Annotated in this window: 15 protein-coding genes and 1 tRNA gene; 11 read left to right on the top strand and 5 right to left on the bottom strand. The window is 73.8% G+C overall.

Annotated features, from left to right (window positions below; genetic code table 11):
• Window positions 1–2 precede the first annotated feature (2 nt).
• The 4 genes from AC2A1K_RS08230 to AC2A1K_RS08215 all read right to left on the bottom strand — a co-directional run bounded on the left by AC2A1K_RS08230 (window position 3) and on the right by AC2A1K_RS08215 (window position 3995).
• Window positions 3–1004 (bottom strand): hypothetical protein, encoded by a 1002-nt coding sequence (locus AC2A1K_RS08230; RefSeq protein WP_483895818.1) that lies wholly within the window; start codon window positions 1002–1004, stop codon window positions 3–5.
• A 201-nt stretch (window positions 1005–1205) separates the two neighbouring features.
• Window positions 1206–1988 carry a crotonase/enoyl-CoA hydratase family protein gene (locus tag AC2A1K_RS08225; protein ID WP_483895817.1) on the bottom strand — a complete coding sequence of 261 codons (783 nt, stop codon included), beginning with the start codon at window positions 1986–1988 and terminating at the stop codon, window positions 1206–1208.
• Complete coding sequence (locus AC2A1K_RS08220) at window positions 1985–2743, bottom strand: SDR family NAD(P)-dependent oxidoreductase (protein ID WP_483895816.1); 759 nt, start codon at window positions 2741–2743, stop codon at window positions 1985–1987. Before AC2A1K_RS08220 ends, AC2A1K_RS08225 begins: the two co-directional genes overlap by 4 nt.
• Before the next feature lie 61 nt (window positions 2744–2804).
• A complete protein-coding gene (locus tag AC2A1K_RS08215) occupies window positions 2805–3995 on the bottom strand; it encodes an MFS transporter (RefSeq protein ID WP_483895815.1) in 1191 nt (396 codons plus the stop codon).
• Window positions 3996–4060: 65 nt separating this feature from the next.
• Here AC2A1K_RS08215 and AC2A1K_RS08210 point away from each other — a divergent pair, with 65 nt between their 5' ends.
• Window positions 4061–4957 carry an SDR family oxidoreductase gene (locus AC2A1K_RS08210; protein ID WP_483895814.1) on the top strand — a complete coding sequence of 299 codons (897 nt, stop codon included), beginning with the start codon at window positions 4061–4063 and terminating at the stop codon, window positions 4955–4957.
• A gap of 10 nt (window positions 4958–4967) precedes the next feature.
• Window positions 4968–5423, top strand: a complete 456-nt coding sequence (locus tag AC2A1K_RS08205; RefSeq protein ID WP_483895813.1) for a MaoC family dehydratase — start codon at window positions 4968–4970, stop codon at window positions 5421–5423.
• A gap of 15 nt (window positions 5424–5438) precedes the next feature.
• Here the strand turns inward: AC2A1K_RS08205 and AC2A1K_RS08200 are convergent, their stop codons facing one another.
• Complete coding sequence (locus AC2A1K_RS08200) at window positions 5439–5756, bottom strand: GNAT family N-acetyltransferase (RefSeq protein WP_483895812.1); 318 nt, start codon at window positions 5754–5756, stop codon at window positions 5439–5441.
• Window positions 5757–6023: 267 nt separating this feature from the next.
• Here AC2A1K_RS08200 and AC2A1K_RS08195 point away from each other — a divergent pair, with 267 nt between their 5' ends.
• The 9 genes from AC2A1K_RS08195 (at window position 6024) to AC2A1K_RS08155 (ending at window position 15877) form a co-directional block, all read left to right on the top strand.
• Window positions 6024–6908: an esterase/lipase family protein gene (locus AC2A1K_RS08195; protein ID WP_483895811.1), complete on the top strand. Its 885-nt coding sequence runs from the start codon at window positions 6024–6026 to the stop codon at window positions 6906–6908.
• A gap of 114 nt (window positions 6909–7022) precedes the next feature.
• Window positions 7023–7310, top strand: a complete 288-nt coding sequence (locus AC2A1K_RS08190) for a WhiB family transcriptional regulator (RefSeq protein WP_483895810.1) — start codon at window positions 7023–7025, stop codon at window positions 7308–7310.
• A gap of 162 nt (window positions 7311–7472) precedes the next feature.
• On the top strand, window positions 7473–9818 hold the full coding sequence (gene lon, locus AC2A1K_RS08185) for an endopeptidase La (protein ID WP_483895809.1): 2346 nt from the start codon (window positions 7473–7475) through the stop codon (window positions 9816–9818).
• Between the two features lies 1 nt (window position 9819).
• Entirely contained in the window at window positions 9820–10137 is a 318-nt protein-coding gene (locus AC2A1K_RS08180) for a winged helix-turn-helix transcriptional regulator (RefSeq protein WP_483895808.1), read from the top strand.
• A gap of 153 nt (window positions 10138–10290) precedes the next feature.
• A complete protein-coding gene (locus AC2A1K_RS08175; RefSeq protein WP_483895807.1) occupies window positions 10291–12036 on the top strand; it encodes a GGDEF domain-containing protein in 1746 nt (581 codons plus the stop codon).
• 122 nt (window positions 12037–12158) lie between these two features.
• A tRNA-Leu gene (locus AC2A1K_RS08170) sits at window positions 12159–12232 on the top strand.
• A 239-nt stretch (window positions 12233–12471) separates the two neighbouring features.
• Window positions 12472–13101 carry an ANTAR domain-containing response regulator gene (locus tag AC2A1K_RS08165; protein WP_483895806.1) on the top strand — a complete coding sequence of 210 codons (630 nt, stop codon included), beginning with the start codon at window positions 12472–12474 and terminating at the stop codon, window positions 13099–13101.
• Between the two features lie 177 nt (window positions 13102–13278).
• A complete protein-coding gene (locus AC2A1K_RS08160; protein WP_483895805.1) occupies window positions 13279–14493 on the top strand; it encodes a branched-chain amino acid ABC transporter substrate-binding protein in 1215 nt (404 codons plus the stop codon).
• 178 nt (window positions 14494–14671) lie between these two features.
• Window positions 14672–15877 (top strand): branched-chain amino acid ABC transporter substrate-binding protein, encoded by a 1206-nt coding sequence (locus AC2A1K_RS08155; RefSeq protein ID WP_483895804.1) that lies wholly within the window; start codon window positions 14672–14674, stop codon window positions 15875–15877.
• Window positions 15878–16068 lie beyond the last annotated feature (191 nt).

Below are 16068 nucleotides of genomic sequence, written 5' to 3'. Positions count from 1 at the left end.
CGTCAAGCGGGTGGCGAGAGGTCGTTGCGGGCGGCGCTGGCGCCTTCGCGGAAGCGGTTGAGGTGCGCGCCGACCGTGCGGGGGTCGGGTGTCGGGGCCGGGCGGGCCCGCGTCGGGGCCTGGATACCGCCGGGGGCGAGGCGGGCGGAGGGCTCGCGGATCGGTAGCCCGGCCGGCGTCAGCTCCACGGTCGACTCGCGCAGCGCGGTGCGCGCCGCCTCGTGGCCGCTGTCGGCCGGGGACGACCAGGCGGCGCCGGGCTCCGAGGACTCCAGGAACCACGCCGACAGCTCGTCGAAGATCGGTTCGCTGGTCGCGGCCCGGCGGTGGGCCCCGCTCGGCCGCTCGGGCGCGCTCGGTGGCGGCGGCGGGACGGTCTCGACCGGCCGGAAGGCCTCGCTGGGCGTGCGCGCCGCCGGGAGCGGGGGCGTCACCGGATCCGGGGGCGTGATCGGCTCGGAGGGTGCCTGCTCGGACGGCGTCGCCGGCGTGGACGGCGCACGGAACGACGGCGCACGGAACGACGGCGCACGGAACGACGGCGCACGGAACGACGGCGCACGGAACGACGGCGTCGTCGTCGGGTCCCAGCGCGCCATCAGCTCGCGCACCTCGCCGTCGGTGTGGGCGGGGACCCGGACGACGGGGACGCCGTAGCGCTGCACGCGACGCCGGAACCGCTCGGGCAGCTGACTGAAGCGCAGCCCGTCGAGCTGTTCGAGGTACTCACCCGCCGACGTGGTCACGCCGGCCACGGGCAACTCGTCGTGGGTGAACCGCCAGAGGGCGCGGAGGCGTTCGTTGCCGTCGAGCAGGACCTCGCGCTCGTCGTCGCTGGCGATGACGAGCGCGGGCAGCGGCCAGTTCCGCAGCACGGTGTCGACGAGGAGCTGCTGGCGCCGCCGGTCCCACCCGTCCGTCGCGTCCCACCCGGTCTCGAGCTCACCACGCGCCACGCGCGTGAGCAGCACCTCGGCCTCGACGACGGAGTGATGGAGGTGCATACGGGCTCCCTCCCGGGCGGCGTGGCGCCACATCGTAGGCGACGACGTCCAGGGGCCGCCGCCCGCGCGTGACCGAACTCGGGAGACGCGCAGCACGACGCCGTCGCCGCGGGTCGGAGCCCGGCGACCCCCTTTCGCCGCCGACGTGACCACGGGGAGCCCCGATCGACCCGGTCGGGTGGTGCGTCCGATCCGACCGGGTCAGCGGCCCTTCCACTGCGGGGCGCGCTTCTCGGCGAACGCGGCGGCGCCCTCGCGAGCGTCCTCGCTGCCCAGCACCGGCCGGAGGATCGTGCCCTGGCGCTCCCACATCTCGTCGGCCGTCCACGACGCCGACTCGACGATCACCTGCTTGCTCGCGCGCACCGCGAGCGGGCCGTTGGCGCCGATCCGGCCGGCCAGCTCGCGGGCGCCGTCGAGCGCGCCACCGGGGGCGGTCAGGTGGTTGACCAGACCCCAGCGGTGCGCGTCGGCGGCGGAGATCGGGTCGCCGGTCAGCGCCAGCTCCATCGCGACCGTGCGCGGGATGCGCGCGGGCAGGCGCATCAGCCCGCCGGCCGCGGCCGCGAGCCCGCGCTTGACCTCCGGGATGCCGAAGCTCGCCTCCTCCGAGGCCACGACGAGATCGCACGACAGCGCCAGCTCGCAGCCGCCGGCCAGCGCCGGGCCCTCGACCGCGGCGATGAGCGGCTTCGACGGCGGGCGCTGGGTGATGCCGGCGAACCCGCGGTCCCCGATGTGCGGGCGCTCGCCGCGCAGGAACGCCTTGAGGTCCATGCCGGCGCTGAAGAACCCGCCGGCGCCGGTGAGGATGCCGGTGACCAGCTCGTCGTCGCCGTCGAGCTCGTCGAGGGCGTCGGCGATCCCCTGGGCCACGGCGGTGTTGACCGAGTTCCGGGCCTTCGGCCGGTCGATCGTGATGACCAGCGTCGTGCCCTCGCGCTCGGTGCGGAGGACGACCTCGTCGTCGCTCGTCCCGCTCACCGCGGCGCCATCCGGATCGCGCCGTCGAGGCGGATCGTCTCGCCGTTGAGCATGGGGTTCTGCAGCATCGAGACCGCCATCTGCCCGTACTCGGCCGGGTCGCCGAGGCGGCGGGGGTTGGGCACCGAGTCGCCGAGCGCCTTGCGGACGTCCTCGGAGAGCGTCGCGAACAGCGGGGTGTCGAACAGCCCCGGTGCGATCGTGTTGACGCGCACCAGCTTCGAGGCGAGGTCGCGCGCGGCGCACAGGGTCATCGACACGACGCCGCCCTTGGATGCCGAGTAGGCCATCTGCCCGATCTGGCCCTCGAACGCCGCCACCGACGCCGTCATGATCATCGCGCCGCGCTCGCCGTTCACGGGCTCGGTGCGGGCGATCGCGGCACCGCCGAGGCGCAGGGCGTTGAACGAGCCGAACAGGTTCACCCGGATGACCCGCTCGAAGGACTCCATGTCGCCGGGGTCGCCGTTCTTCTCCACGACGCGGGTGAGGCTCCCGATGCCGGCGCAGTGCACGAGCGCGCGGAACGGGCCGGCGGCCTCGGCCGCGGCGACCGCGGAGCCCAGGGCGTCGGCGTCGGTGACGTCGGCGGCCACGAACTCGCCCCCGAGGTCGGCGGCGACCTCCTTGCCGTTCGACGACGGGAGGTCCGCGACGACGACATGGCCGCCCGCGGCGGTGATCGCCTTCGCGGTGGCCAGCCCGAGGCCGGACGCGCCGCCGGTGACGAGGGCCGAGACGCCCTGCAGATCCATGATCAGTCCCTTCGGTGAGCGGTGACGTGGACCGCACCATAAACGGTCAGGGCTGACCGTGTCACCCGGCCCGGCTGCCGGTCCGCGTCCCGGTCACGAGCGCCGCCGCGACCGCGACGAGCAGCGTGATGCCGGCGGCCACCCCGATCGCCGCGGCCGGCGCGACCCGGTCGATGAGCACGCCCGCGAGCGGCGAGGCCACCGTGGCGCCGACCATGAGCGCCGAGCCGTGCAGGCCCGTCGCGACACCGCGGGCGTCGTCGGGGGCGAGGCGGCCGACGGTCTCGGCCGCCGCGGCGAGCGCGGGTGCGCAGAAGGCCCCGGCCGGCACGAGCAGCAGCGTCAGCGTCCACCACGGCCCGCCGAGGGCGACCGGCAGCGACCCGACGGCGAGCAGCCCGAGCAGCACCGCGGTCGGGGGCGGGCGTCGCGCCGCTCCGTAGATCCAGCCGCCGACCAGCGACGCCGCACACCAGACCGTGTTGGCGAGCGCGAACCAGGCCGTCTCGTCCCGCGCGGTGAGCATCGCGACCACGGACAGCTCGGTGGCCGTGAGCATGAGGATCGCGGCGGCCGTGGCACCCAGGGCGACGAGCATCGCGCCGCGCAGCCACGTGCGCACCGGCGGCGCCGGGCGCTCACCCGGCCGGGCATCCCCGGCGCGCACGGGCGGGTCGAGCCAGCCGAGCGCGACGGTGGCGAGGACGAACGCCACGCCGACGAGCCACGGACCGGCACCGGGCAGCGCGAGGACCACGAGGGTGCCGAGGGCCGGGCCGACCGCGTAGGCGACCTCGGTGGACATCGCGTCGAGGGCGAAGGCCGGACGCTGGTGCTCCGGGGGTACGGACGCCGCCAGGGACTGGCGCACCACGGCGAACGCGGGCGGGGCCAGCAGCCCCGCGGTGAGCGCGGCGGGGATCAGCCCGGTGGCGTCGAGGAGCGGGACCAGTGCCCAGAACACGGCCTGCGCGAGCCCGCAGAGCACGAGCACCGGGCGCAGCCCGTGGTGGTCGACCAGACGGCCCACGAACGGCGCGCCGAGCGCGATGCCCGCGGTGATCGCGCCACCGACCAGCCCCGCCGCGGCGAAGCCCTCGTCGAGCCCGATCGCGACGTGCAGGGTGAGGACGACGCCCGTCGCGGTCACGGGCAGGCGCGCGGCGAACCCGATGAGGTAGAGCGGGGCGAGGCGCGGGAGCCGGAGCACCGTCCGGTAGGTGGCGACGCCCCCGCCGACAGCACCCGCCACGTGTCCATCATGACCCACGCGGGCACGTCGTTTCCGACGTGATCCGCCGCGGGCACCTGTGGGCCATGACCGCACCACCCGTCCTCCCCACCGCCACCTACGCCGTCACCGGCGCCTCCGGCCACCTCGGACGCCTCGCGGTCGACGCCCTGCTGCGCCGCGGAGTCCCGGCCCGCAACGTGTTCGCGCTCGTCCGCCGCCCCGACAAGGCCGGCGACCTCGCCGACCTGGGCGTCAGCGTGCGCGAGGCCGACTACGACCGGCCGGAGACCCTCGACGCGGCGCTCGAGGGCATCGAGCGGCTCCTGCTCGTGTCGAGCCCGACCGTCGGCAACCGCGTCGAGCAGCACACGAACGTCCTGCGGGCGGCGGACGCCGCCGACGTCGGCTTCGTCGTCTACACGAGCGTGCTGCACGCCGACGAGACCGAGCTGGTCCTGGCGCCCGAGCACGCCGGCAGCGAGGACGTGCTGCAGGCCTCGGGGCTGCCGTTCGCCGTCGCCCGCAACGGCTGGTACACGGAGAACTACACCGGCCGCCTCGACGAGTACCTCGCGCGCGGCGAGATCGTCGGCGCCGCCGGGGACGGGCGGGTGTCCGCCGCGACGCGCGCCGACTACGCCGAGGCCGCCGTGTCTCTGCTCGTCGGCGACATCGTCGACCAGCAGGGCTACTGGGAGCTCGGCGGGCCCGCCTTCTCGATGGCCGATCTGGCCGCGACGATCACCGAGGTCACCGGCACCGAGGTCTCCTACCGCGATCTCACGCCCGAGGCGTTCACCGACCTCCTGCGCGGGGCGGGGGCGGACGACGACACCGCCCGGTTCGTCACCGCGCTCGAGACCTCCACCGCGCAGGGCGAGCTCGAGACCGACAGCCCGGCGCTGGAGAACCTGCTCGGCCGCGCGCCGACGTCCCTCGCCGACGCGATCCGGGCCGCGCGGTTGTCGCCGCCGTTGTAGCTTCCGGGCCATGGAGACCTTGCACGGGCGCGAGGAGCTCCTCGCGTCGCTGGGCCGCGAGCTCGGGCCGGGGGAGTGGCTGGAGATCGGCCAGGACCGGATCGACGGCTTCGCCGACGTCACCGGCGACCACCAGTGGATCCACATCGACCCGGAGCGCGCCGCCGCAGGTCCGTTCGGCGCGACCGTGGCCCACGGGTTCCTGACGCTGTCGCTCGTACCGCTGCTGCTCGACGGGCTGCGCCGGGTCGAGGGCACCCGGATGGGCCTGAACTACGGGCTGGAACGCGTCCGGTTCCCGTCCGCGGTGCGCTCCGGCACGCGGGTCCGGGCGCGCTCGACGCTCGTCGACGCCACCGACGTCGGCGACGGCGGGCTCCAGCTGGTCACCCGCGTGACGATCGAGGTCGAGGGTTCGGAGAAACCGGCCTGCGTGGCCGACCTCGTGACCCGCGCCTACTTCTGAGCGCTCACGCCGACCTCATGCCACGGGTCGGACGGCCGGCGGGTCGAGGAAACGGGTGTCGACCCCGACCTGCCGGTCGGGGTGCTCCTGGAGGAAGCCGCGCACGAGCGGGCACAGCGGGACGATCCGGTAGCCACGGTGGCGCAGGAGGGCCAGGGCCCCGTCGAACAGGGCGGCCACGGCGTCCTCGTCGGCGCCGTCGAGCTGGGTGAACGCGAGGACCGCGGCGTCGGCGCGCAGGCCGTACTCGACGAATCCCACCGCCGTTCCGTGGCGACGAACCTCGACACGCGTGCGCACGGGGTCGTAGGCGATCTCGAACGCCTGCTCCATGTGCGGTCCCCCGACCCTGAGTACGACTTCGGACACTCAGCGTCGTCGGTACGGCCAGCAGGCGCAAGGGCGCTGTCATCACAGCGGGTGATGCCGTGACCTCGGAGAGGTGGACGGGCCGTGCGGTGCGACGACCGGCCGCTCGGCTCACGATCGGGCCCCACTCGACCGGATCGTCCGGGGGCGTGCGGTTGGCGCCGACGACCGAGGGGTAGCTCAGGACTGCCGGTGCGCAGCGGAGCGTGACCGGGCGAGGAGGTGGCCGTCATGGACGCCACGCCCACCGCCATCGGGCGGACCCCCGCCGACACGACGGTCGACCCTTCGGCCTCGTCCCTCCCGTTCCCGTCCTGGTGGCTCACGGCCACGGACCTGGTGCGCGCCTCGGTCGAGACGGTCACCTGGCACACGGTGCGTCACGTCCTGCCGCGTGGCGGACGTGGCGAGGGCCGGCCCGTGCTCGTGGTCCCCGGGTTCCTCACCAGCGACATCACCACCGCCGCCTTGCGCGCCCACCTGCGCAGCCGCGGCTTCCACACCCACCGCTGGACGCTGGGGCTCAACCACGGCTTCACCGACGCGATCCTCGACGGGGTCGTCGACCGGCTCGACGAGCTGCACGCCCGCCACGGTCGCCCGGTGGCGATCGTGGGGTGGAGCCTGGGCGGCCTCATGGCCCGGTGGCTGGCGCACCTCCGTCCCGATGCCGTCGAGCGGATCGTCTGCCTCGGCTCGCCGTGGCGCGCCGAGGCCGAGGAGACCCGCGTCAACGGCGCGTTCCGCGCCGCCGAGCGGCACTGGGGCTTCTCCGCCGACACCGAGGCCGTGATCGACCTGATCCGCCGGCCGGTGCCCGTACGGTCGATCGCCGTATACTCACCGTTCGACGGTCTCCTGCACGGCGAGGGCTGCCGACAGGACGACGGCGACCTGTGCGAGAACGTCGTGGTCCCGGGCAGTCACTGCGGGCTGACCCACAACCCGGCCGCGCTCGTCGCGGTCGCCGACCGCCTCGAGGTCCCGCTCGACCGGTGGCGCCCGTTCCGCTGGTCGCAGGCCGTGTCCCACGGTCTGTCCGGCGCCGGCAAGGACCGCTCCGGTCGGCCGTGGACCGCGGAGGCGGAGCCGGCGCCGTTGGTGACGGCCGCCTGACCGCGCGGGTGGGGAGCAGCCGTCCCCAGCACTGCCTGCTCGACCGGGGAGACGGGGATCTCACACCGACGCACGCCGACGGGGTGTACGACAGTCGGTAGGAGGTGTGCATCAATGGCTGATGTGTCCCGGCTCCCGTGGGCGATCACCGATCACTGGGACTGGCAGCGCCACGCCGCCTGTCGCGGCATGAACTCGGAGCTGTTCTTCCATCCCGACGGCGAACGTGACCCCGGGCGCAGCCGGCGCGTGGCGGAGGCCGCGCGCATCTGCGCCGGTTGCCCCGTGCAGGAGCCCTGCCGCGCCTGGGCCCGGCGTGTGAACGAGCCGTACGGCATCTGGGGTGGCGAGAGCGAACAGGAGCGCCGTGCGTACCTGGCGCACAGCCACCACGGCCGCTGAGCCCGCGACAGCACCCCGGTCACGGTCTGCTGCGCGACGGACCGGTCATCGTCACCCGCCTGGACGTGACCGCCCCCGAGGACTGAGCCGACCATGCCGCGGAATACCAGAGTTGCTTCAACACTTGTAGCTGCTATCAAGCACGAGTGATGGGGTGACGAGATGACCGAGCTGTTGCTGGTCCCCGTCGACGACAACGTGGTCTTCCCGGGCATGACCGTGGTGATCCCGGCCGCGGAGGTCGGGCCCGTCGAGGCGGGCGAGCAGGTCCTGCTCGTGCCGCGGCACGAGGGGACGTTCGCAGGAGTCGGCACGGTCGCCGACGTCAGTGAGCGCACGCGCCTGCCGGGTGGCGTGACCGCCGTCCAGCTGACCGGTGTCAGCCGCGGCCGGGCGGGGTCGGGGCGGACCGACGACGAGGGCCGCCTGCGCGTCGACGTGACGGCCCACCCGGACGCCACGGAGCGCGACGGGCGGACCCGCGAGCTGGAGAGCACGTACCGCGCGGTGGTCGAGGAGGTCCTCGAGCTGCGCGGCGACGACGGCCGCGGTGCCGCCTTCCTGCGCGGTATCGACGAGCCGGGCGCGCTGGCCGACACGGCCGGCTGGGCGCCCGAGATTCCCTACGAGGAGAAGGTGTCCCTGCTGGGGACGCTCGACGTCCGCGAGCGCCTCGAGCTGGCCCTGCGCCTGCAGCGCGAACGGCTCGCGGAGCTGCAGGTGCGCAAGTCGCTGCGCGAGGACGTCGAGTCCGGCGCGGCGAAGCAGCAGCGTGAGTACGTGCTGCGCCGCCAGCTGGAGGCGATTCGCAAGGAGCTAGGCGACGCCGACGCCGGCGCGACCGGCGAGGACTACGGCGCGAAGATCGCCGAGGCCGGCATGCCCGACCACGTGCGCGAGCAGGCCGAGCGCGAGCTCGCCCGTCTCGAGCGCTCGGGGGAGCAGTCCGGCGAGTCGTCCATGATCCGGACCTACCTCGACTGGTTGCTGGCGCTGCCGTGGTCGGAGCACTCCGAGGAGCAGCTCGACCCGGTCGCGGCCCGGACGGTGCTCGACGCCGACCACACCGGACTCGAGGACGTGAAGGACCGCATCGTCGAGAACCTGGCCGTCCGCAAGCTGCGGCGTGACCGTGGCGTCTCCGACGACAAGCTCGGGTCTTCTTCTGGCCCAGGCACGATCCTGACGCTGGTCGGGCCCCCGGGCACCGGCAAGACGTCGATCGGCGAGTCGGTCGCCCGCGCGATGGGCCGCAGGTTCGTCCGGATGTCGCTCGGCGGCGTCCGGGACGAGGCCGAGATCCGCGGTCACCGCCGGACCTACGTCGGTGCCTTGCCCGGCCGGCTGGTGCGGGCCCTGCGGGACGCGGGCACGATGAACCCGGTGATCCTGCTCGACGAGGTGGACAAGGTCGGCGCCGACTGGCGCGGTGACCCGTCCGCGGCGCTGCTCGAGGTGCTGGACCCGGCGCAGAACCACGCCTTCCGGGATCACTACCTCGACGTCGAGATCGACCTGTCGCAGGTGGTGTTCCTGGCGACGGCCAACCAGCTCGACACGATCCCGGGCCCGTTGCTCGACCGCATGGAGGTCATCTCCTTCGACGGCTACACCGTCGAGGAGAAGGTCGCGATCGCGCGGGACCACCTGCTGCCGCGGCAGATCACCGGGGCCGGCCTCACGGGCGGTGTCGACGGCGACGTGACCGCCGACGAGTCGGCGCTGCGCCTCGTGGTGTCGGAGTACACCCGCGAGTCCGGCGTCCGCCAGCTCGACCGCGAGCTGGGCAAGCTGACGCGCAAGATCGCGACGGAGATCGCGTCCGGCTCGGATCCCGTCGTCGTCGACACCGACGTGGTGCGCAAGCACCTCGGACGGCAGCGGGTCTTCACCGAGGCCGTCGAGCGGACCGCGGTCCCCGGCGTCGCGACCGGCATGGCCGTGACCGGCGCAGGCGGCGACGTCCTGTTCGTCGAGGCCGCCGCGCTCTCTGATTCGGATCCGGGAATGGGCGCCTCGGGCCTGGTCCTCACCGGCCAGCTCGGCGACGTCATGAAGGAGTCGGCCCGGATTGCCCTGTCGTGGGTGCGCTCGCACGCCGCGGAGCTGGGCATCGCCGAGGACGCGTTCACGGGACGGTCGTTCCACGTGCACGTCCCCGCGGGCGCGATCCCGAAGGACGGACCGTCGGCCGGCGTCACGATGGCGACGGCCCTGGTCTCACTGCTGACGGGCCGCCCCGTGCGGCACACCGTCGCGATGACGGGGGAGCTGACCCTGCAGGGCCGGGTCCTGCCCATCGGCGGGGTGAAGCAGAAGGTGCTGGCCGCGCACGCGGCGGGCCTGACCCAGATCGTCGTCCCGGAGCGCAACCGCGCCGACCTCGAGGACGTCCCCGCCGACGTGGCCGCGCAGCTGGAGTTCCACCCGTCGATGACGCTGACCGAGGTCCTCTCGGTGGCGTTGGAGCCGGCGACCGACCCGGCCGCGCTCGAGGTGGCCGCCTGACATGTGCTCGCGGGAGCCGGTACCGCCCGAGGTGCGCGCGCTGACGGCACTGCTGGAGCGGCGCTGGTCGCTCTCGGTGCTCTACGCCGCGCACCTCGGTGCGGTCCGGTTCTCGGAGTTCGAGCAGGCTCTCGGTCAGGTGCCGCCCGCGACGCTCGCGGCGCGCCTGGCCGACCTCGAGGACGCGGGGCTCATCGACCGGCGGGTGCTCGACACCCGCCCGCCCCGTACCGAGTACGCGCTCTCCGCGGAGGGCCGCCGCCTCGCCCCGCTGCTGGAGGCGCTCACGGCGTGCAGTCGCGAGCGGCGTCACCGGTGATCGGTGGTCACGCTGCGCGAGCCTGACGGCGATGACGTCGACCGGACGGCCGAGCAGCGGTAGCGTCGACCCGTCGTTGGGGGGCGACAGCCGGTGAGCACGCGGGCTCTCGGTCGTGTGCCCCGGCAGGCCGCGAGCCCCTGGAGGAAGGACGTGGCGCCTCCGCTGCGCTTGGTCACCGAGGTGCAGCGTCTCGGCGCCGTGGTCGCGATCGCGGCCCTCGTGGTCGTCGTGATCTCCGTGGGTCGGCTGTCCTGGGCCGCCCTCGTGACCATCCCCGAGAGCAACGACCTGCGCACGGGTCTCCTCGCACTGGAGGACTCCCAGGACGCGGTGATGGGCACCGACTCGCTCCTGCGCGCCTATCTCGCGACGCGGGATCCCTACTTCGTCGCGCAGGCCGCCGTCCGGGCGCCCGAGATCGCCGCGGCCGAGGGGGCGATGCTCGCGACCCTGAACCTGCCGGGAGTCTTCCCACGGGTCCTCGACCTGGTCACGGCGCAGCGCGAATGGCAGGCCGGCTGGGTCGGCCAGGTGCGCGCCGTGCCGCCCGATCGCATCCCCGAGTTCGTCGCGCGGGGCGACGAGCTCATGCGCGACTACCGCGCGGCGAGCGCCGCCGCGCGGACCGTCCTCCTCGCGGAGATCGAGGGCCAGGACGCTGCCGTGCGCCTGATCCAGCGGTCGCTCATCGTCGTGACCGCCCTCGTGGCGGCGGCGGCCCTGGTGGTGGCGTTGCGGGCCCGGCGACGGCTCCTCGAGCACGTCGTCGCGCCCGTGGACGGGCTGCTCGCCTCGGTCCGGGGCATCGGCGAGGGTCGCCTGACGCCCCCGGAGCCGGTGGCGGGTTCCGCCGAGCTGGTCGCCCTGCGCGACGGTCTCGCCGAGATGACCGTGGCCCTGCGCGCCCAGCAAGACGAGACGGCGGCGCAGGCCGAGCGCCTCCAGGTGCGGACCGACCGGCTGCGCACCATCCTGATCATGACCCGCGAGATCGCGGGCAGCCTCAACACCCGCTACGTCATCGACGCCACCGTCCAGGCCGCCGTCGCGGTCACCGACGGGCGCGTGCTGCTCTGGTTGCTGCTCGACGACGGCACGGCCCTCGAGCTGGCGCACGACTCCGACCGCGGGACGGTCTCCCCGATGGAGGAGGACTGCCCCCTCGCCGTGGGGGTGGTCGGGCGCTCGGCGCGGTACGGGCAGATTTCGCGCGGGGATCCCGGCGCGGGGGAGGACCCGGCGGTCGCGGTGCCGATGGTCGTCGGTGCCCGGGTGATCGGGGTCGTCGAGTGCTGGGACTCGCCCGACGGCGAGGTCGACGGGCAACGGCTCTCGTCGGTGGAGATGCTCGCGACCCTGGCCGGTTCGGCCATCGAGGCCAGCCGCCTGCACGCCGCCACCGAGCGGCTCTCGGAGTTCGACCCGTTGACCCAGCTCGCCAACCGCCGCCGGCTCGGTGTGGACCTGGAACGGGCGGTGGCCGACGCCAAGCGGTCCTCGTCGCCGATGTCGGTGATCATCCTGGACCTCGACCACTTCAAGGAGCTCAACGACCGCTACGGCCACCAGCAGGGCGACGTCGTGCTCCAGCAGGTCGCGGGCATCCTGCGCTCGGCCGTGCACGACGGCGAGGTCGCCTACCGCTGGGGCGGCGAGGAGTTCGCCGTCCTCGTCCCGCGCGCCCGCCCCGACGAGGCCACGGCGCTGGCGGAGCGCCTGCGGGTCCGCGTCGAGGAGGACTTCCGGCGCGGCGACAAGCAGCTGCTCACGGCCTCGTTCGGCGTGGCCGGCCTGCCCGAGCACGCCGGCGACGGCGAGGCCCTGCTCAGCGAGGCCGACCGCGCGCTCTACGCGGCGAAGAACGCCGGCCGCAACCGCGTCCACCGCGCAGGGTGATCCGGTCGTGGGTCCGACACTCTCGTGTAGCGGGACACACCGGTGAGGAGCGATCACCGGCCGTCTATGCTGCGAGTCGCCGATGCCGCAGGTCGACCTTCATCGACGACACCGGTAGGCCCGCCCCCGTAGTCCAATCGGCAGAGACCATGGCCTCAAAATCCATCCAGTGTGGGTTCGAGTCCCACCGGGGGCACCCCGTGGAACGTGACCCGGCGCGCGTGACGACCGGGCCGCGTAGCCAGCGTCACCGTCGGGAGAACGTGGTCGGCCGGGTACTCTCCTGAATCGAAACGGCCTGCTCCGACGGTCTTCCCGGAGGGTGGGTCGGCCGTTCTTCCCGAGGTCTCACCGGGGCGGCCCGACGAGGGACGGCGCAACGAGGCGTGAGGTCCGGGGTGCTCCGCACCCGGACCACCCGAGGAGGAGCCGCTCATGAGTCAGCCGGCCGACACCATCACCGAGCCCGAGAGCACTCCGGAGACCGAGACCCCCGCCGGTCTGCGCGTGGTGGTCGCCGAGGACGAGGCGCTGATCCGCCTCGACCTCGTCGAGATGCTGCGCGAGGAGGGCTACGAGGTCGTCGGCGAGGCCGGCGACGGCGAGGAGGCCGTGCGCCTCGCCCGCGAGCTCCGGCCGAACCTGATCATGATGGACATCAAGATGCCCGGCACCGACGGGCTCGAGGCCGCGCGCACGATCGCGGGGGAGCGGCTCGCGCCGGTCGTCATGCTCACCGCGTTCAGCCAGCGCGAGCTCGTCGAGTCCGCGCGCGACGCCGGCGCGATGGCCTACCTGATCAAGCCGTTCTCCAAGACCGACGTGGTGCCGGCCATCGAGCTGGCCGCCTCGCGCTACGCCGAGGTCGCGGCGCTCGAGGAGGAGGTCGCCGGGCTCACCGAGCGGCTCGAGACCCGCAAGGCGGTCGAGCGCGCCAAGGGCCTGCTCATGGCGAAGAAGAAGATGTCGGAGCCCGACGCCTTCCGCTGGATCCAGCGCACCGCCATGGACCGCCGCACGACCATGCGGGCCGTCGCCGACGCCGTGGTCGAGACCTTCGGCTGAACGCTACGCAGCGTGCATCACCTGAACGGGCGCTACACGCTCACCCACGCGCCTCCGGGTCGCTGACCAGGACGGACGCGTTTCTGCCGTCCCCTGCGCGGCTCTCACTCGGCCGTGACCTACCGTGGGCACCCGCCACGCCACGAGCACGGTGGGACACGCCAGGAGGTCGGACGAGTGCGACGGCTTCGTCGGAGCGGGACGGTCGCGGCCCTCGCGGCGCTCACCATGGTGCTCGCGGCCTGCGGGGGAGCGGGCGGGTCGTCGGGCGACGGCGGCGACTGCGACACCAGCCGCGGGACGCTCGTCGTCGGTCTCGTGGCCCCGCTCTCCGGCGAGCTCTCGTCGGTCGGGCTCGGCATGAAGAACTCCGCCGACCTCGCCGTCACCCAGGCCAACGCCCGGTGCGCCGTCCCCGGCTACCACCTCGCGGTGCAGAGCCAGGACGACCGCGCCGACCCGGCGACCGGCGCCGCCGCGGCCGCGACCCTGGCGCGCGACCCCTCGCTGATCGGCGTGCTCGGGCCCTTCAACTCGTCGGTCGCCCAGGCCGTGCAGCCGGTGCTGAGCGACGCGGGGATCGTCCAGATCTCCCCGGGCAGCACCGCGACGTCGCTGACCCGCGGCGCCAACGCCGTCACCGCGCCGCTGCGGCAGTACCAGACGTTCTTCCGCACCGTGGCCACCGACGGCGTGCAGGGCCCCGCCGCGGCGAGCTATCTCACGCGCACCGAGAACAAGCGCCGCGTCGCCGTCGTCTCGGACGGCAAGACCTACGGCGAGGGCATCGCCGACGAGTTCGCCAAGCAGCTCGCGACCGAGGGCGGGCAGGTCGTCGCCCGGGTGACCGCGGCGCCGGGAACGGGCCGCGCCGCGGTCGTCTCCCGGGTGACGGCCGCCCGGCCGGAGGCGGTCTTCTACGGCGGCGAGTACCCCGAGGGCGGGCCGCTGTCGGCCGCGCTCGCCGCGGGCGGCCTGTCCGTGCCGGTGGTCGGCGGTGACGGCATCGTGAACCCGGGTTACGTCACGGCCGGCGGGCGCGAGGGCGATCTCGGCACGTCGGTCGGGCCGCCGCCCGAGACGCTGCCGGCCGCACGGGAGTTCGTCGAGGCGTACCGGCAGGCGGGCTATCCCGAGAGCATCGGTTCGTACGGGGCGTCGACCTTCGACGCGACGAACGTCCTTGTCGACTCCACCGTCCGCACGCTGGGCGAGGACGGCGACTGGAGCCCGGCGCTGCGCCCGGAGGTCGTCCGGTCGGTGCAGGGCTTCCACGGCGACGGGATCACCGGCCCGCTGTCGTTCGACCGCTTCGGCGACGTCAGCACCGACGCGGTCACGGTGTACCGCGTGCAGGGCGGCGGCTGGACCGTCCTCGGCCCGGCCGACTGAGCCGATCGGCGGATCTTCGACGTTCTCGGACGGATCTCCGCACGACCTCGGGCGTTACGGTCCGAATACGGCGGCGCAGGCGCTTGCGCGAGCGGGCTCACACGCCTATACCTTCCACACCCGACCGGGCGAGCGATCACGCGGACCCGACGTGAATTCCTGACGGCAGGTGACGGAGGTGGACGTGTACCGACGACGGCTCGCGGCCGCGGGTGCGCTCGTGGCTGCGGTGGCGCTGGTCCTGAGCGGCTGCGCCAACCAGGGGGGCGGGCAGCAGCAGGGCGGTGGTCCGGCGGCGGGTGCGCCGAGCCAGCCCACCGATGCGGTTCTCCCGGCCGGTGACGGGCAGGGGCGCTGCGCTCCCGGCACGTCGATCGCCTACACCGGCACGATCGCCGGGCAGAACGCGGCGCTCGGCATCGCGATCGTCAACGCGGTGCAGCTCGCGGTCGACCAGCACAACGCGGCCAACCCGAACTGCCAGGTCACCCTGGTGCGCGCGGACACCGGCGGCACGCCGGACACCGCGGTCGGCCCGGTCACGGCCGTGATCAACAACCCGCAGGTGCTCGGCATCGTGGGCCTGCCGTTCTCCGGCGAGTCGCGCGCGGTCGGCCCGGCCCTCAACGCCGCCGGCCTGGTGAACATCACCCCGTCGGCCACCAACCCGGCGCTGTCCACGAACGGCTGGACGAACTTCTTCCGGGGCCTCGGCAACGACGCGGTCCAGGGTCCGGCGATCGCGCGTTACATCCAGCAGCGGCTCAACGCCCAGAGCGTCTGCGTCATCAAGGACGACTCCGACTACGGCATCGGGCTCGCCCAGCAGGTCACGCAGGCGCTCGGCCCGGCAGCCTCCTGCCAGGCGGATGTCCGCACCAACCAGCGCGAGTTCTCCGCGGTCATCGGCCAGGTCCAGCAGGCCAACCCGCAGGCGATCTTCTACTCGGGCTACTACCAGGAAGCCTCGCCGCTGGTCCAGCAGCTGCGTGACGCCGGTGTGCAGACCCCGTTCATCGGCCCGGACGGTGTGAAGGACGAGCAGTTCGTCGTCAACGCGGCCGGCGCCGCCGACGGTTCCCTGCTGTCCTGCCCGTGCGTGCCGCAGGAGGGCTTCACCGACTTCACCAACGCCTACCAGCAGGCCTTCGGCGTCCCGCCGCAGACCTACTCGGCCGAGGGGTACGACGCCACCACGATCCTGCTCCAGGGCATCGACCGTGGTGCGGCGGACCGTGCTGCGCTGCTGAACTTCGTGCGCAGCTACAACGGCCAGGGCCTCACCAAGCGATTCCAGTGGAGCCCGACCGGTGAGCTCACCCAGACCCCAGTCTACATGTACCGGGTGCAGGGCAACCAGATCGTCACCGACAGCCAGATCTGATCTCCTACCGCCGGCCGCGTCCACTCCGCATCGCCGCGGAGGGGCGCGGCCGGCGGCTGTCGGTGACGCTGTCGGTGACGCCGACGTGACCGCCTGGCACCATCCCGCGACACCACTCGAACCCCCTGCGCCCCTGCGGGCGCCCGACGCCCCGGGGAGCGCGTCATCTCGTCCTTCGCGGTACTCGCACA

The organism is Actinomycetospora sp. 2LY8.5, from assembly GCF_057180585.1.
Note: the sequence above shows the minus strand (reverse complement) of the source record. Positions and strands in the feature narration are given on the sequence as shown.